21 protein-coding genes are annotated in these 20,675 nt (G+C 69.4%); 14 read left to right on the plus strand and 7 right to left on the minus strand.

The window, feature by feature from the left end; all coding sequences use genetic code 11:
• Nucleotides 1–501 precede the first annotated feature (501 nt).
• Nucleotides 502–1,242, minus strand: coding sequence for an SDR family NAD(P)-dependent oxidoreductase (locus ACWF0M_RS37420; protein WP_452240512.1), 741 nt, complete (start codon nucleotides 1,240–1,242; stop codon nucleotides 502–504).
• A gap of 279 nt (nucleotides 1,243–1,521) precedes the next feature.
• Here ACWF0M_RS37420 and ACWF0M_RS37425 point away from each other — a divergent pair, with 279 nt between their 5' ends.
• The 3 genes from ACWF0M_RS37425 to ACWF0M_RS37435 are packed head-to-tail and all read left to right on the plus strand — an operon-like array spanning nucleotide 1,522 to nucleotide 4,068.
• The gene (locus ACWF0M_RS37425) at nucleotides 1,522–3,072 is read left to right on the plus strand and encodes an AlkA N-terminal domain-containing protein (protein WP_452240513.1); all 1,551 of its coding nucleotides are present in this window, start codon (nucleotides 1,522–1,524) and stop codon (nucleotides 3,070–3,072) included.
• The gene (locus ACWF0M_RS37430; protein WP_452240514.1) at nucleotides 3,026–3,580 is read left to right on the plus strand and encodes a GNAT family N-acetyltransferase; all 555 of its coding nucleotides are present in this window, start codon (nucleotides 3,026–3,028) and stop codon (nucleotides 3,578–3,580) included. The genes ACWF0M_RS37425 and ACWF0M_RS37430 overlap by 47 nt, the downstream gene beginning before the upstream one ends.
• A complete protein-coding gene (locus ACWF0M_RS37435; RefSeq protein ID WP_452240515.1) occupies nucleotides 3,577–4,068 on the plus strand; it encodes a methylated-DNA--[protein]-cysteine S-methyltransferase in 492 nt (163 codons plus the stop codon). The genes ACWF0M_RS37430 and ACWF0M_RS37435 overlap by 4 nt, the downstream gene beginning before the upstream one ends.
• 303 nt (nucleotides 4,069–4,371) lie before the next feature.
• Here the strand turns inward: ACWF0M_RS37435 and ACWF0M_RS37440 are convergent, their stop codons facing one another.
• Together ACWF0M_RS37440 and ACWF0M_RS37445 are read right to left on the minus strand one after the other, a co-directional pair.
• The gene (locus ACWF0M_RS37440) at nucleotides 4,372–5,586 is read right to left on the minus strand and encodes a cation:proton antiporter (protein ID WP_452240516.1); all 1,215 of its coding nucleotides are present in this window, start codon (nucleotides 5,584–5,586) and stop codon (nucleotides 4,372–4,374) included.
• Between the two features lie 2 nt (nucleotides 5,587–5,588).
• A complete protein-coding gene (locus ACWF0M_RS37445; protein WP_452240517.1) occupies nucleotides 5,589–6,068 on the minus strand; it encodes a cation:proton antiporter regulatory subunit in 480 nt (159 codons plus the stop codon).
• A 127-nt stretch (nucleotides 6,069–6,195) separates the two neighbouring features.
• On the opposite strand from ACWF0M_RS37445, the gene ACWF0M_RS37450 reads away from it, so the two are divergent.
• From ACWF0M_RS37450 to ACWF0M_RS37460, 3 genes are all read left to right on the plus strand, one after another.
• Nucleotides 6,196–6,738, plus strand: coding sequence for a PadR family transcriptional regulator (locus ACWF0M_RS37450; RefSeq protein WP_452240518.1), 543 nt, complete (start codon nucleotides 6,196–6,198; stop codon nucleotides 6,736–6,738).
• Entirely contained in the window at nucleotides 6,735–8,747 is a 2,013-nt protein-coding gene (locus ACWF0M_RS37455) for an oxidoreductase (protein WP_452240519.1), read from the plus strand. Before ACWF0M_RS37450 ends, ACWF0M_RS37455 begins: the two co-directional genes overlap by 4 nt.
• Nucleotides 8,748–8,959: 212 nt before the next feature.
• On the plus strand, nucleotides 8,960–10,192 hold the full coding sequence (locus ACWF0M_RS37460) for an FAD-dependent monooxygenase (RefSeq protein ID WP_452240520.1): 1,233 nt from the start codon (nucleotides 8,960–8,962) through the stop codon (nucleotides 10,190–10,192).
• Here the strand turns inward: ACWF0M_RS37460 and ACWF0M_RS37465 are convergent.
• Complete coding sequence (locus ACWF0M_RS37465) at nucleotides 10,142–10,732, minus strand: TIGR03086 family metal-binding protein (RefSeq protein WP_452240521.1); 591 nt, start codon at nucleotides 10,730–10,732, stop codon at nucleotides 10,142–10,144. The two genes, ACWF0M_RS37460 and ACWF0M_RS37465, sit on opposite strands and share 51 nt — an antisense overlap.
• A 171-nt stretch (nucleotides 10,733–10,903) precedes the next feature.
• Nucleotides 10,904–11,494, minus strand: coding sequence for an HhH-GPD-type base excision DNA repair protein (locus ACWF0M_RS37470; RefSeq protein WP_452240522.1), 591 nt, complete (start codon nucleotides 11,492–11,494; stop codon nucleotides 10,904–10,906).
• Between the two features lie 183 nt (nucleotides 11,495–11,677).
• Between ACWF0M_RS37470 and ACWF0M_RS37475 the strand changes: the two genes are divergently transcribed.
• Both ACWF0M_RS37475 and ACWF0M_RS37480 read left to right on the plus strand, forming a co-directional pair.
• The gene (locus ACWF0M_RS37475) at nucleotides 11,678–12,577 is read left to right on the plus strand and encodes a GntR family transcriptional regulator (protein WP_452240523.1); all 900 of its coding nucleotides are present in this window, start codon (nucleotides 11,678–11,680) and stop codon (nucleotides 12,575–12,577) included.
• Between the two features lie 27 nt (nucleotides 12,578–12,604).
• Complete coding sequence (locus ACWF0M_RS37480; protein WP_452240524.1) at nucleotides 12,605–13,480, plus strand: hypothetical protein; 876 nt, start codon at nucleotides 12,605–12,607, stop codon at nucleotides 13,478–13,480.
• Nucleotides 13,481–13,506: 26 nt separating this feature from the next.
• Here ACWF0M_RS37480 and ACWF0M_RS37485 read toward each other — a convergent pair whose 3' ends face one another.
• Entirely contained in the window at nucleotides 13,507–14,466 is a 960-nt protein-coding gene (locus ACWF0M_RS37485; protein WP_452240525.1) for an NAD-dependent epimerase/dehydratase family protein, read from the minus strand.
• Between the two features lie 43 nt (nucleotides 14,467–14,509).
• Here ACWF0M_RS37485 and ACWF0M_RS37490 point away from each other — a divergent pair, with 43 nt between their 5' ends.
• From ACWF0M_RS37490 to ACWF0M_RS37505, 4 genes are all read left to right on the plus strand, one after another.
• Entirely contained in the window at nucleotides 14,510–15,184 is a 675-nt protein-coding gene (locus tag ACWF0M_RS37490; protein ID WP_452240526.1) for an SDR family NAD(P)-dependent oxidoreductase, read from the plus strand.
• Between the two features lie 134 nt (nucleotides 15,185–15,318).
• Nucleotides 15,319–16,788 (plus strand): LCP family protein, encoded by a 1,470-nt coding sequence (locus tag ACWF0M_RS37495; RefSeq protein WP_452240527.1) that lies wholly within the window; start codon nucleotides 15,319–15,321, stop codon nucleotides 16,786–16,788.
• A 354-nt stretch (nucleotides 16,789–17,142) separates the two neighbouring features.
• Nucleotides 17,143–17,520 carry a YciI family protein gene (locus tag ACWF0M_RS37500; protein ID WP_452240528.1) on the plus strand — a complete coding sequence of 126 codons (378 nt, stop codon included), beginning with the start codon at nucleotides 17,143–17,145 and terminating at the stop codon, nucleotides 17,518–17,520.
• Between the two features lie 36 nt (nucleotides 17,521–17,556).
• Nucleotides 17,557–18,351 carry an alpha/beta fold hydrolase gene (locus ACWF0M_RS37505; RefSeq protein WP_452240529.1) on the plus strand — a complete coding sequence of 265 codons (795 nt, stop codon included), beginning with the start codon at nucleotides 17,557–17,559 and terminating at the stop codon, nucleotides 18,349–18,351.
• 28 nt (nucleotides 18,352–18,379) lie between these two features.
• Here the strand turns inward: ACWF0M_RS37505 and ACWF0M_RS37510 are convergent, their stop codons facing one another.
• Entirely contained in the window at nucleotides 18,380–18,739 is a 360-nt protein-coding gene (locus ACWF0M_RS37510) for a winged helix-turn-helix transcriptional regulator (RefSeq protein WP_452240530.1), read from the minus strand.
• 70 nt (nucleotides 18,740–18,809) lie between these two features.
• Here ACWF0M_RS37510 and ACWF0M_RS37515 point away from each other — a divergent pair, with 70 nt between their 5' ends.
• Together ACWF0M_RS37515 and ACWF0M_RS37520 are read left to right on the plus strand one after the other, a co-directional pair.
• Entirely contained in the window at nucleotides 18,810–19,754 is a 945-nt protein-coding gene (locus tag ACWF0M_RS37515; RefSeq protein WP_452240531.1) for an NADP-dependent oxidoreductase, read from the plus strand.
• A 211-nt stretch (nucleotides 19,755–19,965) separates the two neighbouring features.
• Entirely contained in the window at nucleotides 19,966–20,592 is a 627-nt protein-coding gene (locus ACWF0M_RS37520; protein ID WP_452240532.1) for a superoxide dismutase, read from the plus strand.
• The last annotated feature ends 83 nt before the right edge of the window (nucleotides 20,593–20,675 follow it).

Below are 20,675 nucleotides of genomic sequence, written 5' to 3' on the forward strand. Positions count from 1 at the left end.
CCCCCGCACCCGGCTCCACGCCGCGTAGGCGAACCGCCCGGCCGACAACCATGCCGCGACGACGGTCCGGAGACAGGAACCGGTAGCCACCGACAGGAACTGATGGCTGGAGACACGCAGCAACCTGTTCAAGCCCCCCGCCAGCCCCGACCCCGCCCTCCGCGCACCAGTCACCGCCCACACACCGAGCAGAAGAGCCGGATCTCCCCTCGTGTTGGGGGGTTATCTGTTGGTACACGAGGGGAGAACCCAACACGCGAGGGGATATCCACTCGCGTGCTGGGGTGATTGGGCGGGGTGGTCGGGCCGGGTGGTCTGGCTGGGTGGTTGCGCTGGGTGGTCGGGCGGGTGGTCTGGCTGGGTGGTTGCGCTGGGTGGTCGGGCGGGGTTGGGCTGGGCGCTTGGGCTGGGCGGTCGGGTGGTTGGGTGGTTGGGCTGAGTGCTTGGGCTGGGTGGTTGGGCGGGAGGTGCCGCGGGCCGACGCGACCCGTCTTCTGTGGGTCAGGCGGTGTGGCCGCCGTCGATTGTTAGGGCGGTGCCGGTGATGTAGGTGGCGTTGGGGCCGGCGAGGTAGGTGATGGCGGCTGCTACTTCGGTGGTTGTGCCGAAGCGGGGGAGGGTCAGGTTGGTGAGTTGGGCGGCGGCGAACGGGCCGTCGGCGGGGTTCATGTCGGTGTCGATGGGGCCGGGGTGGACGACGTTGGAGGTGATGCCGCGCGGTCCGAGTTCGCGGGCGAGGCTCTTGCTGAGGCCGGTCATCGCGGACTTGCTCATCGCGTAGAGGGTCATCCCCGGCCCGGGGACCCGCCCGGTCACGCAGCTGCCGAGGTGGATCATCCGGCCGCCGTCGGACAGTCGCGGTACGGCGGCCTGCGCGGCTGCATACGCCCCGCGTACGTTGACCGCGATCACCCGGTCCACGTCCTCCAGCGAGAGTTCGGTGATCGGGGCGATCGCGCCGACGCCGGCGTTGTTGACCAGGATGTCCAAGCCGCCAAGGGATTCCGCGGCCCGTCGTACGCCGTCACCGACCGCGACCGCGTCACCCGAGTCGACCGCGTACGCGAACCCGCGCCGCCCGAGCGCCTCGATCTCCTTCACCACCGAAGCGGCGGCGTCCGCGGACGAGTTGTAGGTGATCGCGACATCCGCGCCACGTTCGGCCAGTGCGACGGCGGTCGCCGCGCCGATCCCGCGGCTGCCGCCGGTTACCAAAGCTTTCTTGCCAAGCAGTTCGTTCATGGCTCAAGTCCAGCGGTGCGAGGACGGCGAAGCTGGCGAGAATCCGCCACCGGATCCTGGGGTCGCAAAACCGCGAACCCACCCGCCCCTCTCCATTCGCAGGCCGCGGCGGGAGATGCGCCGGCTCTGGGGGGCTTAGACACGTTCTGGTGGCGTTGCACCAGGAATTTCCTGTGCGACGCCACCGGTTGGGGTGGACCGGCCATCATCCTGTCGCCGGTTCACTTCGATGTCGTAAATCCGCTAGCGACTGTCGGTGGCGGCAGGGATGCTGGGGGCGTGTACGAGTGTAGGGAGCGATGCATCCGGGCGGTGCAGTCCAAGGACGCGCGGTTCGACGGGTGGTTCTTCACGGCCGTGCTGACCACGAAGATCTACTGCCGGCCGAGTTGCCCGGTGGTGCCGCCGAAGGTGGAGAACATGCGGTTCTACCCGAGCGCCGCAGCCGCCCAGCAGGCCGGGTTCCGCGCCTGCAAGCGGTGCCGCCCCGATGCGAGCCCGGGCTCCCCGGAGTGGAACGACCGCGCCGACCTGGTCGCCCGCGCGATGCGCCTGATCGCGGACGGCATCGTCGACCGCGACGGCGTACCAGGGCTTGCTGCGAGGCTCGGGTACAGCGTCCGCCAGGTGCAACGCCAGCTCCACGCCGAGCTCGGCGCCGGCCCGCTCGCGCTCGCCCGGGCGCAACGTGCACAGACCGCGCGGCTGCTGATCGAGACGAGTGAGCTGCAGATGGCGGATGTCGCGTTCGCCGCGGGCTTCTCCAGCGTGCGGACGTTCAACGAAACCGTGCAGGAGGTGTTCGCGCTCGCGCCGACGGAGCTACGCCGCCGAGCCCGCCGGGGTACGACGTCCGCCGCGCCCGGCACGATCTCGCTCCGGCTTCCGTTCCGCGCTCCGTTGACGCCCGACAACCTGTTCGGTCACCTGATCGCGACCGGCGTACCTGGTGTCGAGGAGTGGCGCGACGGCCAGTACCGCCGCACGCTGCGGCTCCCGCACGGCCACGGTGTCGTCGCCCTGCGCCCGATGCCGGACCATATCGCCTGCCAGCTCTCGCTCACCGACCAGCGCGATCTCGCGATCGCGATCAGCCGCTGCCGCCGGATGCTCGACCTCGATGCGGACCCGGTCGCGGTCGACGACCTGCTCAGCACCGATCCGGTGCTCGCTCCGCTCATCGTGAAAGCACCTGGTCGCCGGGTCCCGCACACGGTCGACGGCGAGGAGTTCGCCGTACGCGCGGTGCTCGGCCAGCAGGTGTCGACGGCAGCGGCACGGACGCACGCGCATCGCCTGGTCCTGCAGCACGGCGAGCCGATCGAGGATGCGGCCGGCGGGCTCACGCATCTGTTCCCGACGGTGCAGGCGCTCGCGGACCTGGACCCGGAGACGCTGGCGTTCCCGAAGTCCCGCCGTACGACGCTCACCACGCTGATCGCCACGCTCGCGCGAGGTGAGATCGACCTGGGCGCCGGTGCCGACTGGGATCGCGCGCGGGAGCAACTGGCCGCGCTGCCCGGGATCGGACCGTGGACGGTGGAGTCGATCGCGATGCGCGCGCTTGGTGACCCGGACGCCTTCGTGGCCAGCGATCTCGGGATCCGGTACGCCGCGCGTGACCTAGGCTTGCCCGAGGCCCCCAAACCTCTGACCGACCATGCGCGCGCGTGGCGGCCTTGGCGTGCGTACGCCGTGCAGTACCTGTGGGCCACCGGGGAGCACGCCATCAACAGGCTGCCCGCCGACGACGACCAGACCTTCCAGCTGACCCGGAGCGAGCATGACCGAGCTGACCACCGACCGTCTCCTGCTGCGCCAGTGGCGTGACTCCGACCGCGAGCCGTTCGCGGCGCTGAACGCGGACCCGGCCGTGATGGAGCATTTCCCGGCACCCCAGACCCGCGAGCAGAGCGACTCGCTGATCGACCGGCAGATCCCCGCCATCGAGGAGCGTGGGTGGGGACTGTGGGCGCTGGAGGTGCGGGACACCGGGGAGTTCATCGGGTTCACCGGGTTGTCGGTGCCGAGCTTCGAGGCGCATTTCCTGCCAGGTGTCGAGATCGGCTGGCGGCTCGCGAAAGGTGCCTGGGGCAACGGTTATGCGACCGAGGCGGCGCGGGCCGCCCTGGCGCAGGGGTTCGGGCCGGGCGGGCTGGACGAGATCGTGTCGTTCACCGCGACCCCGAACGTGCCGTCGCAGCGGGTGATGCAGCGGATCGGCATGGTGCACGACGAACCCGGTGACTTCGACCACCCGCGCCTGCCGGCCGGCCACCGGTTGCAGCGGCACGTGCTCTACCGGATCGACCGTGCGCAGTGGGAGTCCACACGGTGACGTACGCCGTCGTCGACAGCCCGCTCGGTCCGCTCACGCTGGTGGGGACCGATGCGGGCGAGTTGACCGGTCTGTACATGGATCGGCAGCGCTACCGTCCGGAGCAGGCAGGCTTCGGTGATCGTGATGACGCGGCGCTCCCCGCGGTCGCGGAGCAGTTGGACGAGTATTTCCACCACGGCCGCACAAGGTTCGACGTACCGCTGCACCTCGTCGGTACGCCGTTTCAGCGCGAGGTGTGGGCCGCGTTGCAGGACATCGCGTACGGCACGACGACGACGTACGGCGGTCTTGCGGAGATGCTCGGGCTGAAGCCGGGGTCGGCTCGGGCCGTTGGCCTGGCCAACGGGAAGAACCCGGTCAGCATCATCGTGCCGTGTCATCGGCTGGTCGGTTCGACCGGGAGCCTCACCGGGTACGGCGGCGGCATCGAACGCAAGCGGGCGCTGCTCGATCATGAACGCGGAGAAAAACTGCTCATTGGGTGAGCACTTATCCGGCGCAGTCGGGTGTCATGGAGAGCTTGAGCTGTGCGGATGCGGGCGAGTGGCGTGAATGGCTGGAAGTCAACGGGCGGAGTGCGTGATCTGTCTGGCTTGTGATGCATCGTGAGTCGGACGGGTTGAACCTTGCGGTCGCGGTTGAGCATGCGTTGTGTTTCGGATGGATTGATAGCAAGACGGTCCGTCGTGACGAGCAGACGACGTACCAGTGCTTCACGCCGCGCGCGATGAGGGTCAGCCGGCGGGCTGGGTGTGGTGGGGGTTGGCCGGCGGGCCGGGTGGTGAGGGTCAGCTGGTGGTGTTCGCGGTGTCGTCTAGGCGTTCGGCGGCTGGGGCCTCGATCGGCTTGGGTTTATGGGTTAGGCGGCGGGCTAGCGGTTCGGTGTAACGGGCGGCGATTGGGCCGAGGATGACGAGGATCAGCACGTACGCCGTGGCCAGCGGGCCGAGTTTCGGTTCGACACCGACCGCGAGGCCGGCGATGACGATCGAGAACTCGCCGCGCGCGACCAGGGTCCCGCCGGCGCGCCAGCGGCCGGCGGTCGAGATGCCCGCGCGTCGAGCGGCGTACCAGCCTGTGAGGATCTTCGTGAATGCGGTGAGGATCGCCAGCCCGAACGCGATCGCCAGCACCGGCGGAATCTTCGCCGGGTCGGTGCTCAGGCCGAAGAACACGAAGAACACCGCGGCGAACAGGTCCCGCAGCGGACTGAGCAGATTGCGAGCGCCGTGCGCGACCTCGCCGGACAACGCGATCCCGACCAGGAACGCACCGACCGCCGCCGACACCTGCAGCTGCTGCGCGATCCCCGCGACGAGCAGTGTGAGACCGAGTACGACGAGCAGGAGCATCTCCGGGTTGTCCGAGGAAACGGCCCGGCTGATGACACGCCCATACCGCAGCGCGATGAACAACACGACGCTCACCGTCCCGAGCGAGATCAGCAGCGTCATGCTCCCGCCGGCCAGCCCGACGCCGGCCAGCAGTGCGGTGAGGATCGGCAGGTAGACCGCCATCGACAGGTCCTCGAGCACCAGAATCCCAAGGATTACAGGTGTTTCCCGGTTGCCCAGCCGGCCGAGATCCCCGACGACTTTCGCGATCACGCCGGACGACGAGATCCACGTGACGCCGGCCAGTGCGACCGCCGCGACCGGACCCCAGCCGAGCAGCAACGCGACGGCCGCGCCAGGCAACGCGTTGAGCAGGAAGTCGACCGCGCCGGAGATGTACTGCGTCTTCAGCGTGCTGACGAGATCGGACGCGGTGTACTCGAGCCCGAGCAGCAACAGCAGCAGGATGACGCCGATCTCGGCGCCGGTTGCAACGAACTCTTCGCTCGCGGCCAGCGGCAGGAGCCCGCCGTGCCCGAACGCCAGACCGGCAAGTAGATAAAGCGGAATGGGTGAGAAGCCGAGGCGGCCGGCGATCCGGCCGAGGATGCCCAGGGCAAGGATGACCGCGCCCAACTCGATCAGCAAGGCCGTGATGTTCTCGTGCATGCTCAGCCCCCCGCGATCAGATCGGCCACGGCGTCGACGCCCTCGCGGGTGCCGACCACGACCAGGGTGTCGCCGATCGCGAACCGGAAGTCCGGTGTCGGCGACGGGGTCGCGCCGGTACGCCGCAGTACCGCGACGATCGATGCGCCGGTGCGGCTGCGGGCCTGGGTGTCGCCGAGCGTCCGGCCGGAGTACGGCGACTTGGTGGTCATCGGGATGTGCTCCGTAACGAGGTCGATCTCGATCTCGCCGCGCACGGGGTCGAGCTGTTCCGGGAGCAGCAGTTGCGCGAGCGCGGCCGCCTCGCCCTGACCTAATGGGACGGTGGCCTGGCACTCGTCGTCGTCCGCGGGATTGTGGAAGCCCAGGAACCGCCGCCCGTCGTCGTGCACCACCACCGACACGTGCTTCCCGGCGTCGGTCACCAGGTCGTACCGAATCCCGATCCCGGGCAACGTCGTCTTGGTCGGGTGGTGGTTCATGGTGCTCCGATCAATAGGTGGCGTCTGCAACCATTCTCTCAAACCTGCCAAGGCTTGTTCGGACAAGTGATGTGACGTGGAATGCAATCGGGTGCAGTGCAACTGGTTGCATAGGTAAGGTCGGTGCATGGCGCTGGAGCACGCGATTCTGATTTCGCTGACCGAGCGGGCCGGGTCCGGGTATGAGTTGGCCCGGCGGTTCGACCGGTCGATCGGGTACTTCTGGCCGGCCACGCACCAGCAGATCTACCGGGTGCTGCGGCGGATGGACGAGGCGGGCTGGGTGAAGCACACCGAGATCGCCCAGGACGGCCGCCCGGACAAGAAGGTATACCGGGTCGCGGCGGCCGGGCGTGCGGAGTTGTCGCGCTGGCTGGCCGAGCCGGCGGATCCCGCCGTACTGCGGGACGGCCTGAGCGTGAAGCTCCGCGGCGCCTCGCTCGGCTCGGTCGACCTCGTGCTGAAGGAGATCGAGCGGCACCGGGCCGAGCACGCGACGCGGCTCGAGGTTTACCGCGGGATCCAGAAGCGGGACTTCCCGAAGCCGTCCGGCCTGCGCGGGCGCGAGCTTCACCAATACCTCGTACTGCGCGGCGGCATCCGCGCCGAGGAGTCCTTCGTCGCCTGGTGCGCCGAAGTGATCGACGCCCTCCGGAAGGACAACCGATGACTGCTTACCCACATTTGCTAGCACCGCTAGATCTTGGTCATGTGGTCCTGCCGAACCGGGTGATCATGGGGTCGATGCACACTGGCCTCGAGGACCGGTTGCGCGATCTGCCCAAGTTGGCGGCGTACTTCGCCGAGCGTGCTCGCGGCGGCGTCGGCCTGATGGTGACCGGCGGCTACGCGCCGAACCGCACCGGCTGGCTGACCCCCTTCGGATCGACCCTCATCAACAGGCGCCAGGCCCGGAAGCATCGCGTGCTCACCGATGCCGTGCACGCCGAGGGCGGCCGGATCGCGCTCCAGATCCTGCACGCCGGCCGGTACTCGTACCACCCGTTCAGCGTCTCCGCCTCCGCGTTGAAGGCCCCGATCAACCCCTTCAAACCGCGCGCCCTGTCCGATCGCGGCGTCCGCAAACAGATCGAGGCGTACGTCGACTGCGCGGCGCTCGCCCGCGAGGCCGGGTACGACGGCGTCGAGATCATGGGGTCCGAGGGGTACTTCATCAACCAGTTCCTGTCCGAGCGGACGAACAAGCGGACCGACCGCTGGGGCGGCAGCCCGGAGAACCGGCGCCGGCTCGCCGTGGAGATCGTCCGGCGGACCCGGGAACGGGTCGGCGACGACTTCCTGATCATCTACCGGCTGTCGATGGCCGACCTGGTCGAGGGCGGGCAGACCTGGGACGAGGTAGTTGCGCTGGGCAAGGAGATCGAGGCCGCCGGGGCGTCGATCATCAACACCGGGATCGGCTGGCACGAGGCCCGCGTCCCGACCATCGTCACGTCCGTGCCCCGAGCCGCGTTCACCAGCGTGACCGCGGCATTCAAGCCGCACGTGAAGATCCCGGTCGTCACGTCGAACCGGATCAACCTGCCGCAGGTCGCCGAGGAGGTCCTGGCCCGCGGTGACGCCGACCTGGTCAGCATGGCCCGCCCGTTCCTGGCGGATCCGGAGTGGGTGCTCAAGGCAACGACCGACCGGGCCGACGAGATCAACGTCTGTATTGCCTGCAACCAGGCGTGTCTGGATCATGTGTTCGCGAAGAAGAAGGCGAGCTGCATGGTCAATCCGCGGGCGGCCCGCGAGACCGAGCTGCAGTTGCTGCCGACCCGGCGTACCAAGAGCATCGCTGTTGTCGGCGCCGGTCCGGCCGGTCTCGCGGCGGCGGTGACGGCGGCCGAACGCGGGCATCATGTCGAGTTGTTCGAGGCTGATGCGGAGATCGGCGGACAGTTCGGAATCGCGCAACAGATCCCGGGCAAGGAGGAGTTCGCCGAGACGATCCGGTACTACCGGCGGCGGCTCGAGTTGACCGGCGTCAAGCTGCACCTCGGCCGTCGCGCCGGCGCCGGCGACCTGGCCGAGTTCGACGAGATCGTGCTCGCGACCGGCGTCGTACCGCGGGTGCCGGCGATCCCCGGCATCGATCACCCCAAGGTGCTCTCGTACGTCGAGGTGGTCCGCGAACGGAAACCGGTCGGGGACACGGTCGCGGTGATCGGAGCCGGTGGGATCGGGGTGGATGTGAGCGAGTTCCTGACCACCACGTCGCCGGATCTCGCGGCGTGGAAGGCGGAATGGGGTGTCGGCGATCCGACGCAGCTCCCGGGCGCGCTCGCCGTACCGCAGCCGGAGCCGTCGTTGCGCAAGGTGTATCTCCTCCAGCGCAAGGCCGGGAAGATCGGCGCCGGGCTCGGGAAGACGACCGGGTGGGTGCACCGGGCGGCATTGAAGAACAAGCAGGTCGAGCAGTTGCGTGGTGTGAACTACGAACGGATCGACGACGACGGTCTGCATGTCACGTTCGGGCCGAAGCGCGAGAAGGCGCGGGTGTTGGCGGTCGACACGGTCGTCGTCTGCGCCGGCCAAGAACCGGTCCGCGAACTCGCCGAGGTACTCCGGGCCACCGGCCGCCCGGTCCACCTGATCGGCGGGGCGGACGTCGCCGCCGAGTTGGACGCGAAACGAGCCATCGAGCAAGCGACCCGGTTGGCCCTCATGCTCTGACGCGGACCTGCGCCACTCATCAACCGACCCGGCGCCCCGGGCGCCACGCTCAGCGCGGGTCGTGATCGGCCGGTTGGCCGCGGTTGGTGAGTGGGGACGGTCCGCCCCCGCCTAGTGCACCTAAGCCTGGTGCACTAGTGCGCGCTGGCGTCGCCCGCTCCACCTAGTGCACCGTGTACAGCGTACGCGCACTAGTGAACAGGAGCTGGGATATGAAGACTGTGCTGATTTCCGGTGGTGGGATTGCGGGTCCGGCGCTGGCGTTCTGGTTGCGGCGGTTCGGGTTCGCGCCGACCGTGGTCGAGATCGCGGCGACGCCGCGGCCGGGTGGGCAGACCGTGGACCTGCGCGGGGTGTCGCGGGTGGTGGCCGAGCGGATGGGGCTGATGCCGGCCGTCGCCGAGCGGCAGCTGCATGAGCGCGGACTGGCGTACGTAAAGGCAGATGGGCGGCAGGCCGCGGCGATGCACGCGGAACTGCTCGACGGCGCCGGGCCGGTCGCCGAGATCGAGATCCTGCGCGGCGACATCGCCGAGATCCTCGCTGACGCGACGAGTGAGGTGGAGTACCTGTACGGCGACTCGGTCACCGAACTGACGCAGGATCCGAGCGGCGTCGACGTCACGTTCGCGAGCGGGACGCGGCGGCGGTTCGATCTTGTGATCGGCGCGGACGGGGTGCATTCCCGGGTACGGCGGCTCGCGTTCGGGCCCGAGGAGCAGTTCGTGCACCACCTCGGGGGCTACACGTCGTACTTCACGATCAAGGCCCCGGAGGATCTGAAGCACTGGATGAAGCTCCACACCGCACCGGGCGGGCGCTGGGTCGGCCTGCGACCGGACCGCGATCCGCGCTTCGCGAAGGCGCTGCTGAGCTTCCGGTCGCCGGTGCTCACGTACGACCGGCGCGATGTGCAGGCGCAGAAGCGTCTCGTGCGGTCCCGCTTCGAGGGGCTCGGCTGGCACACCCCGCAGATCCTCGACGGGTTGGACGCGGCCGACGACTTCTACTTCGACAGCATCAGCAAGGTCGTCGTGCCGGAATGGTTCCGCGGCCGCGTCGCGCTGGTCGGTGACGCCGGGTACTGCGGTTCACCGATGGCCGGCCACGGTACGGCGCTCTCACTCGTCGGCGCGTACGTGCTGGCGGGCGAGTTGGCCGCTGCGCGGGGTGATCACGTCCGCGCGTTCCCGGCGTACCAGACCCGGATGCAGGCGTACGTCGAACAGCGGATGGAGCTGCCGCCCGGTGGGATCAAGATGGCGATGCCGATGAGCCGGTTCGGAATCGCGTACCGCGACTTCGTGCTACGGGCGATGACGTCGCGGCTGATGGCCGGCGTACTGGCGAAGTCGGCCGTTGCGAAGCCGGACGCGATCGACCTGCCCGACTACTCAGTCGAGCGGGCTGACCCACTCCGGGTTGCGGCCGAGGAGGCCGAGTAGCTGGTCGAGTTCGGGGGCCGTGCCGGAGACCTTGACGCTGCGTTCGAACGCGTAGCCGGTGCCGCGGTTCGCGTCGGTGTCGGGGATCCGGCGGGCCAGGGTGAGCGACATCTCGACCATGTCCGGCGGCGGGTTGTACGGGACGTCGATCGCGCGGGCCAGGTCCCACGCGTGCACGATGCAGTCGAGCTGGTGGAACGTCAGCGCGATCCGGCGCGGGAACGAGCCGAACTCGCGGACCTCCACCAGCCGGTCCAGTGCGCCGCCGTCGGCGAACGCGTCCGCGACCCGCACGTTGGAGCGGCGGTAGGCGCCGGCCGGGTTGTCGCCGAGACGACCGCCGTGCCAGACGTGGACGGAGGCGGAGCCGTTCAGCGCGGCCGCGGCGAGGCCCTCGTTCTGGCTGACCAGGTGGCGCATCAGCCCCCGCACCGTCCAGTCCGGGCATGGGGTGGGAAACCACAGGTGCTCGGGCCGTACCTGCATCACGACTTCCCCGAGAACTGCGCCGGCCCTACGATCCAGATCCCGGATGTCCATCCGCGTTCCTTCCGTCGGCTGCCCAGCCGAGCATAAGACGGGTACGCCGCCTTCCGCAGAAAACCCCGTGATTCACAAGGGACAACCCGCACGCAAGCACCCGACCTGCAACAGGTCGAGCTCAGGTGTCGCGCGGGATCCGACGCGGGGCGGGCGCGGGGCCCGCCGCGCTCAGGCGCCGGCTGATTCCTTCGCGGCGGCTTTTGCGGCTTTCTTGAAGTTGCGGACCTGGCTCAGGGACGCGGCGTCGGTGACGTCGGCGATCGAGCGGTGCGAGCCCCGGTCGCCGTAGGCTCCGGCGGCCTCCCGCCAGCCCTTCGGTGCCACGCCGCGCTGCTTGCCGAGCAGGGCCAGGAAGATCTTCGCCTTCTGCTCGCCGAATCCGGGCAGCGCCTTCAGCCGCTTCAGCACCTCGGCGCCGTCCGGTTTCGGGCGGCCGGAGAGCCAGATGTTGGCGGTCTCGCCGTCGTACTTCTCGATGATCTCCTGAGCGAGGGCGTGCACGCGGCGGGCCATCGAGCCGCCGTACCGGTGGATCGCCGGCGGGGTGACGGAGAGTTCGACGAACGTCTCCAGGTCGGTCGCGGCGATCTTGTGCAGGTCGAAACCGTCCATCCGGTTCGCGATCTTCAGCGGACCGGAGAAGGCGTGCTCCATCGGGTACTGCTGGTCGAGGAGCATGCCGACCAGCAAGGCGAACGGGTCGTCGTTGAGCAACTTGTCGGCATCCGGGTTGCCGGTGAGGTGCAGTTCGCGCAGCATGCCGCCCATCTTGACACGGAGGTCAGCGCAGGGGCACCCATGTTCGCCGCGCCACGAGATCGGATAGCCGGCCAGATGCTTGCTGACGGCAACAGGATGAGCGTGGCGATCGCGCCGGTCGGCGTCGGATCTCGTTCTCGACTAGTGCGCGTACGATGTATGCGCACTAGTCGAGGGAGAGTGATGAGTGAAGCGCCGTACCAGGTGATCGCGGCCGAGTTGCGGCGGCGGATCGAGGCGGGGGACTTGTTGCCGGGGGATCGGGTGCCGTCGACGCGGGCGCTGGTCCGCGACTTCGGGGTGGCGATGGCGACCGCGACGAAGGCGTTGCAGGTGCTGCAGGCCGACGAGTTGGTGCATCCCGCGCCGGGGGTCGGGACCGTGGTGGGTCCGCCGCCGCGTTCCCGGCGTACGGCGATTGGGCCCGATGGAGTGCCGGACCTCAATCGCGACGAGGTCGTGCGGATGGGGATCGCGCTCGCGGACGCCGAGGGGCTCGCGACGCTGTCGATGCGGCGGATCGCGGCCGAGCTCGGGGTGTCGACGATGGCGCTTTATCGGTACGTCGGCGGCAAGGACGCCCTGGTCGTGCAGATGGTCGACGTGGCGATCGGGGAGTTTCCGCTGGGGGAGGTTCCGGCGCACTGGCGGGATGCGGTGACGGCTGTCGCGCGGGTGCATTGGGCGGCGTACCGGAGGCATCTGTGGCTGGCGAGTGCGATCAGTCTGAGCCGGCCGCAATTGGTGCCGCGGTTGCTGCCCCACACGGACGCGGTGCTGCGGGCGTTGCGTGGGTTCGAGAAGAGTGCGGCCTTGTCGACGACGATCAGCCTGTTCGCGTACGTGCGGGGGATCGCGTTGGTGATGGAGTCCGAGGCGCAGGCCGAGCAGGACACCGGGGTCACCGCTGACGAGTGGGCCACCCGGCAGAGCGATCAGTTCGCGGCGATGATCGCGGCCGGGAACCTGACGGCCTTCCAGGAACTGGTGGCCGACGGCTTCGAGTACGAGTACGACCTGGACCAGTTGTTCGAATTCGGCCTCGGCGTCTTCCTCGACGGCCTCGCCGCACGGCTACGCTGAGTGCTGACGAATTCTCCGGAGGTGGCGATGGAGCCTGTGTTCGCGCCGGGTGTGCCTGTTGGCGTACGGCGGTTGTACGAGCACCGGCCGGAGTTGTTCGTGGCGGCCGACGCGCCGCGGCCGAAGCGGCAGACGTCGTGGTCGGTCGCGCCGGGCAACACGTTCGGGACGTTGCTGGTGTGGATCGCGGTATGCGTCGGTGGCTGGATCCTGGCGCTGATCATCATGGCGGCGACGTTGCCGACCGCGGTGGCGGCCTGGGCCTCGGTCGCACTCGCCGGGGTCGCGGCGCTCGCGACGGGCGGGATCCTGGTGAAGTCGGCGGTCGAGGATCGTGGGCACAAGGCGGTCCGGATCCAGCACGGGAAGTACCTGCTGCCGGAGGACTTCGACGAGCCGGCCGCTCGGCTGCTTGGGCGGGCGCAGCGGGCCGTGAAAACGGTGCTTGAGGCAACAGTCACCCGGCGCGGCCTGCTGGACGACGTACAGAACGAGCTCGTGCTGCCGGAGCAGTTGTGGGACATCGCCCAGGTGCTCCGCGAGCAGACCGTACTGCGGGCCAGGCAGCAGGACGTCGCGCGCGGAATGGCGACCGCCGAGCTCGACGCCGTACTGGGACCGCAACGTCGCGCGCTCGCGCTCTCGGTGGATGCGATCAAGCGCAAGGTGGACCTGCTGGACCGGTACGCCGACCGGGTCCGCTCCGCCGACGCCGCGCTGCGCGCCGAGGCCGCCCTCGACGACGGCGACCGCTACATCGAACTCCTCGCCCGCACCGAACCCGTCGGCGACACGTCCGTAGTCCAGGGCTTCACCGACGAGGCCAGCGCCCTCAAAGACACCCTCACCCGCTCCATCAACGCAGCCCGCGACGCCGGCCGAACGTTGGCGCTCCCGGAGTAGCCCGGCCCCCGACCACATTTGCTGGGTCAGCCAGGGAAATTGGGTGACGTGAGGAGGGCGGCTTCGGCTTCGGGGGTGAGGCCGATCGTGAGGGGTGGGGTGCCTCGGTCGTGGTCCCAGCGGAGGAGGTCTTCGATTGTGGTGCGGAGGGGGGTGACGGGCAGGCCGGCCGCGCGGGCCTTGGCTGGGTTGCGGCGGCGTTCGCCCCATTCGGCTTCGGGGTCCATGAGGGGGAAACGGCGCGGTACGGCGTCGAACGGGACCGGGACGATGTCGACGGTGCTGCCGGACAGCTCGGCAGCGGTGCGGATCAGTTCGGCGATGGTGGAGTCCGGGCCGATCGCGTTGTAGGCGCCGGCGCGATCGTCCGCGACGAGCCGCGTGATGAGCCCGGCGACGTCGCGGCTGTCCACCAGTTGGAGCGGCGCCTCGGGCTTGGTCGGGAGCGCGACCCGGCCGCCGCGGGCGCCGCGCCGGATCCAGTAGAGCGCCGTACCGGACGAGTCGCCGGGGCCCGTGACCCGACCGGGGCGGACCAGCGTCGCGCGGTCGCCGTACCGCTCGACGACGTCGTCCTCGCACGCGACCTTGCAGGGGCCGTACGTGTCGTTCGTGAGTACGTCGGCATCGCGCATCGGCTCGCGGCGTGGTGCGGTCTCGTCGGTCCCGGCCGGCAGGTCCCGTACGTAGACGGCGTGGCTCGAGATGAACACGTACCGCCCGACTCGGTCCCCCAGCACGTCCATCGCCTGATCGACGTCCCGTGTCCGGAAGCCACTCGTGTCGACGACCGCGTCCCATTCGCCGGTCCGTAGCGCCGAATACTCGCCTGTCTCCCGATCCCCGATCAGCTGCGTCACGCCCGCGGGGAGCGGCGTACCGCTCTTCCCACGACTGAACGACGTGACCTCGTAGCCCTGCGCCAACGCGCCGTCCACGATCGCGCGCCCGACAAACCCGTTCCCGCCCAGAATGAGAATCCGCACAGCCGACCAACCTAGCCGTCGCGATCCGATTAGGCTCGCGGATATGACGAACACTGTGGTGGTTGCCGGTGGCACCGGCGCGCTCGGGGTCGCGGTGACCGCCGAGTTCCTGCGGGCCGGCTGGCGGGTCGTCGTACCCGGGCGGTCCGAGGAGTCCCTCGCCCGCCTCGGCGCCGACCCGGCGCTCAACCCGGTGCTCGCCGACCCCTTCGACCCGTCCGGTACGGCGGATGTCGTCGCGCTCGCCACCTCGGACGAGAACGCGCCGCTCGCCGCCCTGGTCAACCTCGTGGGCGGCTTCGCGTCCGGTTCCCGGGTGCACGAGACGCCGATCGAGGACTTCGAGGAGCAGCTCCGGCTCAACCTGCGTCCGACGTACCTGATCACCCAGGGAGTCCTGCCGCACCTGCTCGCGGGCGGTGGCGGAGCGATCGTTTGTACGTCGAGCGCCTCCGCGTTGCGACCGTTCTCGGGGGCGGCCGGGTACATCACCGCGAAGGCCGGGGTGATCGCGTTCGCCGACGCGCTGCACGCTGAGTACGCGCGGGACGGCATCCGGGTGAACACGATCCTGCCCGGCACCATCGACACCCCCGCCAACCGCGCGGCGATGCCGAACGCCGACACCGGCAAGTGGACCCCGCCGGACCGGATCGCCGCCGTGGTCCGCAGCCTCGTCGAGCTCGAAGGTTTCAACGGCGCTCATCTGACCGTTTGACAACCGATTGACCCTGTAACACGTCTGAAGAGGTAAGGGCGCGGGTACTTGACGCACACTTACATTGCGGGGACAACGGGGTGACAGGGGTGCGAATGGGGAGTGCGCGCGCGACGGCGAGGCGGCCGCGGTCGATGCCGAAGTTGCTGGGGCTCACCCTGTTGGGTGCACTGATCCCGGGACTCGGACTGATCGTCGGTGGGCGCCGGCGGCTCGGCGCGTTCGTGCTCACGCTCTTCCTCGGCCTGGTCGGGCTCGGGGTGTACGTCGGGCTCACCCGGCGGGACGAGGTGCTCGCAGCAGCCGTCGTACCTAGTCGGCTCCTGATGACGTCGGTCGTGATCGGCGCGGTCGCGTTCTGCTGGATCGTGGTGATCGTGGCCTCGCACCGGTCGTTGCGCCCGGCAACAGGTGGGGCCGGCGGGCGGGCCTTCGGGGCGACGCTCGTCGGGCTGCTGTGTTTCGCGATCGCGGCGCCGGCGGCCATCGGCGTACAGAGTGTGCTGGCGCAGCGGTCGCTGGTGCAGGACGTGTTCCAGTCGCAAGGGGAGAGCAAGAGCGCGACCCGGCCGTCGACTGTCAACGTCAAGGACCCGTGGGAGGACAAGCCGCGGCTGAACCTGCTGCTGCTCGGCGGGGACGACGCGCCGAGCCGCGAGGGCGTACGGACCGACACGGTGATCGTCGCGAGCATCGACACCAAGACCGGGAACACGGCGCTGGTCTCCTTGCCGCGGAACCTGACGTTCATGCCGTTCCCGGCGGACTCGCCGCTGCGCAAGTACTACCCGGACGGCTTCGGCAAGGAAGGGCTCAGCCTCGACGGGCGGCTGGAGTGGATGCTGACCGCGATGTACCAGAACATCCCGGACGCGCATCCCGGCATCCTCGGACCGTCCGACAACGAGGGTGCGGACGTGGTGAAACAGTCCGTCGGCGAGGCGATCGGGCTGAAGCTCGACTACTACCTGCAGGTCAATCTGCAGAGCTTCCCGGAGATCGTCGACGCGCTCGGCGGGATCCGGGTGAACGTGAACGAGCGGGTCGCGATGGGTGGCGTCAGCAGTTCGCACATCCCGCCGAAGGAGTGGATCGAGCCGGGGCCGAACCAGCACCTCGACGGGCGGCACGCGCTGTGGTTCGCTCGCGGGCGGTACGGCGCCGACGACGACCAGCGGCAGGTCCGGCAGCGGTGCGTGATCAAGAGCATCGTCGACGCGGCGGATCCGCAGACGCTGGTCACGAAGTACAAGGCGATCGCGCGCGCGGGCCAGCACCTGCTGCGTACCGACATACCGCAGGAGCTGTTGCCCGCGATGGTGCAGCTGGCGCTGAAGGTGAAGTCGGGGACGGTCTCGAACGTCACGCTCGACTCGGACAAGCTGCGCCTGAAGTACCTGCACCCCGACTACCAGGCGCTCCGCGACACGGTCGAGAACGCCCTCGAGTCCGCGCCCGCCCCGACCCCGACGACCCCCACGACGCCGACCACGCCCAGCACCACCCGCAAGCCGACGACGACCACCACGTCCGCACCACCCGGCCCGACCCAGAACCTCGCCGACGCGTGCGCCTACAACCCCGCCGGGGATCAGCCCAGCTAGTCGGTGCGGACCGCCGCGCATGCACAACCCGCCCGCGCCGGGGCGTTCACGCCCGAAACCAGGGGTTCTGCCTGCAGGGCCGTCCGCTAGTCGGTCGGGACCGGCCGACCGAACAACGCCTCGGCGACTGCGGCGAGGTGGGGGAGGATCTCTGACTCCCAACCCGCCGACCGCCTGATCCTGCGAGCGGTCGGCACACCGGTGGACCCGGGGCTCGAGACCTTCGACCCGCAGAATGCGCGGAGGCTGTACGAGCTGACCAGGGAAATGATCTGAAGTCAGGGTGTCGATCTGGTAGTGACCCACTCGACGTGAGAGTAAGAAGTCGACCGACACGACGAGGGAGCATCAGCGATGCGCTACATGATCATCAACAAGGCCGACGCCGACAGCGAGGCCGGGAACTTCCCGCCGCAGGAGGTGGCCGAAGGTGTCGGCCGGGTCGTCGAGGACCTGTCGAAGGCCGGCGTACTGCTGTTCGCGGAGGGCGTGCACCGCAGTTCGCTCGGCGCGCGGGTGAAGGTCGACGCCGGCCGGCGCACCGTCACCGACGGCCCGTTCGCCGAGACCAAGGAACTGATCGGCGGCGTGATCGTCGTCGAGGTCCGCAGCCGCGACGAGGCGATCGAGTGGGCCGCCCGGCTGGCCGAGGCGCTCGGCTCCGAGGTCGAGGTACGCCGGGTTGTCGAGGAAGCCGACTTCGGACCGGATTCGGACGTCTTCGCGAGCTGACTGTCCATTGCGGGCGGTCTCGCTCGTGGTACTGCCATGAACAACACACTGAAGGTTACCGACGCAGAGCTGTACTACGAGGTGCGCGGATCAGGACCGCTGCTGGTCCTGGTCGGCGCCCCGATGGACGCGGATGCGTTCGCGCCGCTCGCCGACCTGATGGCACCCGACTACACGGTCCTGACTCTGGACCCGCGTGGTGTGAAGCGGAGCAAGCTCGAGGCGGGCGGTACGTCGCGACCCGAGCAGCGAGCCGACGATCTGGCCGCGGTGATCCGGTACGTCGACGCCGGGCCGGCCGTCGTACTCGGCTCCAGCGGGGGAGCGGTCAGCGCGCTCGCGCTCGCGCAGCACCACCCGGAGGTCGTGCGGACCGTGATCGCGCACGAGCCGCCGCTCGACCGGCTGGTGCCGGACGCGGACGAGGTGCTCGCGAAGTCGGAGAAGCTGATGGCCGACTATCTCGCGGGTGACGCGACCGGGGCCTGGAAGCAGTTCTTCGCGCTCGCCAACATCCAGCTGCCCGACGAGGTCGTCGAGATGATGTTCGGCGGCGAGCGCGACCCCGAGCAGGAGGCGACGGAGCGGTTCTGGTTCGGCCATGAGATGCGCGAGTCCATCACCTGGGTCCCGGACGTCGACAAGCTGCGCGCCGTCGACATCGTGGTGGGTATCGGCGAGGAGTCGACCGGTCAGCTCTGCGACCGGACCTCCACGGCGCTCGCCGACCGCCTGGGCATCGAGCCGACCCGGTTCCCGGGCGACCACACCGGCTTCGTCGGCCTGCCCGAGGCCTTCGCCGTCGCCCTGGCCAAAGAACTCAAGCGCTGACGCCGGGGGCTCACGCTGACGCCGGGGCTCAAGCGCTGACGTCGTCCAGGTGGGTTTCGACCCAGGTGCGGAGTGCGGCGATCGGCTGGGAAACGCTCCGGCCGAGGTCGGTCAGCGAGTACTCGACGTGCAGCGGGACGGCGGGGAAGACCTCGCGGTCCAGGAAGCCGTTGTCCTCCAGCCGCCGCAGGGTCTGCGTCAGCACCTTCGGGCTGACTCCCTGGAGCCGGCGCTGCAGCTCACCGAACCGGAGCGGGCCGTCCTCCATCGCGCCGATCGCGAGGATGGCCCATTTGGTCGCGAGCAGGTCGAGCAGGTCCCGGCACGGGCACTGCGCGGCGTACACGTCGTGCTTGTCATGCATCCCGGTCGAACAGGTGGTCGACATGCCTCGTACTTCCCATTAGATAGTAGTGATCCTTGCGGGATACTACCTCCTCGGAGATAGCTTCCGGTCCATGAGAGTCATCAGTCAAGACACGTACGGCGGACCCGACGTACTCCGCCTCATCGAAACCGACCGCCCCACGCCGCTGCCGACCGAGGTCCTGGTTCGGGTGCACGCGGCCGGTGTGAACCCGGTCGACGCCAAGACGCGCGCCGGCCAGGGGGTCGCCGGCCTCCTGGGTGAGCCGCCGGTCATCCTCGGCTGGGACGTCTCCGGCGTGGTGGAGGAGGTCGGCCACGGCGTGCACACGCTCGCGGTCGGCGACGAGGTCTACGGCATGCCGTGGTTCCCGCGCGCGGGGTCGGCGTACGCCGAGTACGTGACCGCCCCGTCGCGGCACTTCGCCCGCAAACCCGTCAACCTCAGCCACGTCGAAGCGGCGGCAGTCCCACTGGCCGGACTGACGGCGTACCAGATCCTGACCGCGCTGGCTCTCGTTGAGAAGGAGCAGCGCGTGCTGATCCACGCGGCCGCGGGCGGGGTCGGTCACCTGGCCGTGCAGTTTGCCAAGCACCTCGGCGCGTACGTCGTCGGTACGGCGAGCGTCGGCAAGCACGAATGGTTGCGCGGGCTCGGCGCGGACGAGGTGATCGACTATCACGGCACGGATGTCGCCGAGGCGACCGGGGACATCGATGTCGTCGTCGATCTGATCGGCAGCGAGGCCACGCAGCGGCAGTCGGTCGCCGTCACCCGGCCGGGCGGACTCGTGGTCGCCGTACCGTCGGGGACGCCGCCGGAGCTGCTCGAGCTCGCCGCCAAGTCCGGTGTCCGGGCCGCGCCGTACCTGGTCGAACCGGACGGCTCCGCGCTCGGCGAGATCGCGGCGCTGATCGAGAGCGGCGCGGTCCGGGTCGAGGTCGAAGAGGTGTTTTCGCTGGCCGCGGCGGCCGAGGCGCACCGGCGGATCGAGAGCGGCCGGACCCGCGGGAAGCTGGTCCTCGAGGTCAGGTGAGACGCCGCCGTTGGTCGTGAGGTGGAGTATGTGAAGCTGGGGGTGTCCGGTGCGTGCGCTGGGGTGTGAAAGTGGTCGCGCCGGGCACCGGTCTGCCGCGTTCGCCAGCGCGGCGTCTTGACCTCAACCGTGGTTGAAGTTTCAAGCTGGTGTCGCTGCCAGAGGACATCGCAGATATCGGCCCTCGCGGGGCCCCGACGAAGGAGCAGAGTTGACCACGTACACGCTTCCCGACCTCCCCTACGACTACAGCGCGCTCGCGCCGAGCATCGCGGGCGAGATCATGGAGCTGCACCACGACAAGCACCACGCGACCTACGTGAAGGGTCTGAACGACACCCTGGACAAGCTGGCCGAGGCCCGCGACAAGGGTGACTTCGGTTCGATCGTCGGGCTCGAGAAGACGCTCGCCTTCAACCTCGGTGGGCACGTCAACCACTCGATCTTCTGGAAGAACCTGTCGCCGGACGGTGGCGACAAGCCGGACGGCGAGCTCGGTGCGGCCATCGACGAGTTCTTCGGGTCGTTCGACTCCTTCCAGGCCAACTTCACCGCGAGCGCGACCACCATCCAGGGCTCCGGCTGGGCGATTCTCGGCTGGGACGCGCTGGGCAGCCAGCTGCTGATCCACCAGCTGTACGACCAGCAGGGCAACCTGCCGGCCGGCCAGACCCCGATCGCGATGCTGGACATGTGGGAGCACGCGTTCTACCTGCAGTACAAGAACGTGAAGCCCGACTACGTCAAGGCGTGGTGGAACGTCGTGAACTGGGCGGACGCCCAGGCCCGCTTCGACGCGGCCCGCGCCGGCGCCGGCGCCCTGATCACCGGCGCCTGACCAACGCGGACGCCCAGGCCATCACAATTGATCGCGCCCGCCGGCTTCCCGCTCACGCGGGGCCGGCGGGCGCGATTGTGATG

The sequence above is a fragment of the Kribbella sp. NPDC055110 genome, assembly GCF_053607525.1.

Excerpts from the sequence above, each read along its gene's own strand:
- ACWF0M_RS37420 (WP_452240512.1), bottom strand. The coding sequence starts at position 1,242 with ATGAACGAACTGCTTGGCAAGAAAGCTTTGGTAACCGGCGGCAGCCGC.
- ACWF0M_RS37430 (WP_452240514.1), top strand. The coding sequence starts at position 3,026 with ATGACCGAGCTGACCACCGACCGTCTCCTGCTGCGCCAGTGGCGTGAC.
- ACWF0M_RS37440 (WP_452240516.1), bottom strand. The coding sequence starts at position 5,586 with ATGCACGAGAACATCACGGCCTTGCTGATCGAGTTGGGCGCGGTCATC.
- ACWF0M_RS37445 (WP_452240517.1), bottom strand. The coding sequence starts at position 6,068 with ATGAACCACCACCCGACCAAGACGACGTTGCCCGGGATCGGGATTCGG.
- ACWF0M_RS37450 (WP_452240518.1), top strand. The coding sequence starts at position 6,196 with ATGGCGCTGGAGCACGCGATTCTGATTTCGCTGACCGAGCGGGCCGGG.
- ACWF0M_RS37455 (WP_452240519.1), top strand. The coding sequence starts at position 6,735 with ATGACTGCTTACCCACATTTGCTAGCACCGCTAGATCTTGGTCATGTG.
- ACWF0M_RS37460 (WP_452240520.1), top strand. The coding sequence starts at position 8,960 with ATGAAGACTGTGCTGATTTCCGGTGGTGGGATTGCGGGTCCGGCGCTG.
- ACWF0M_RS37465 (WP_452240521.1), bottom strand. The coding sequence starts at position 10,732 with ATGGACATCCGGGATCTGGATCGTAGGGCCGGCGCAGTTCTCGGGGAA.
- ACWF0M_RS37470 (WP_452240522.1), bottom strand. The coding sequence starts at position 11,494 with ATGCTGCGCGAACTGCACCTCACCGGCAACCCGGATGCCGACAAGTTG.
- ACWF0M_RS37475 (WP_452240523.1), top strand. The coding sequence starts at position 11,678 with ATGAGTGAAGCGCCGTACCAGGTGATCGCGGCCGAGTTGCGGCGGCGG.
- ACWF0M_RS37480 (WP_452240524.1), top strand. The coding sequence starts at position 12,605 with ATGGAGCCTGTGTTCGCGCCGGGTGTGCCTGTTGGCGTACGGCGGTTG.
- ACWF0M_RS37490 (WP_452240526.1), top strand. The coding sequence starts at position 14,510 with ATGACGAACACTGTGGTGGTTGCCGGTGGCACCGGCGCGCTCGGGGTC.
- ACWF0M_RS37495 (WP_452240527.1), top strand. The coding sequence starts at position 15,319 with ATGCCGAAGTTGCTGGGGCTCACCCTGTTGGGTGCACTGATCCCGGGA.
- ACWF0M_RS37500 (WP_452240528.1), top strand. The coding sequence starts at position 17,143 with ATGCGCTACATGATCATCAACAAGGCCGACGCCGACAGCGAGGCCGGG.
- ACWF0M_RS37505 (WP_452240529.1), top strand. The coding sequence starts at position 17,557 with ATGAACAACACACTGAAGGTTACCGACGCAGAGCTGTACTACGAGGTG.
- ACWF0M_RS37510 (WP_452240530.1), bottom strand. The coding sequence starts at position 18,739 with ATGTCGACCACCTGTTCGACCGGGATGCATGACAAGCACGACGTGTAC.
- ACWF0M_RS37515 (WP_452240531.1), top strand. The coding sequence starts at position 18,810 with ATGAGAGTCATCAGTCAAGACACGTACGGCGGACCCGACGTACTCCGC.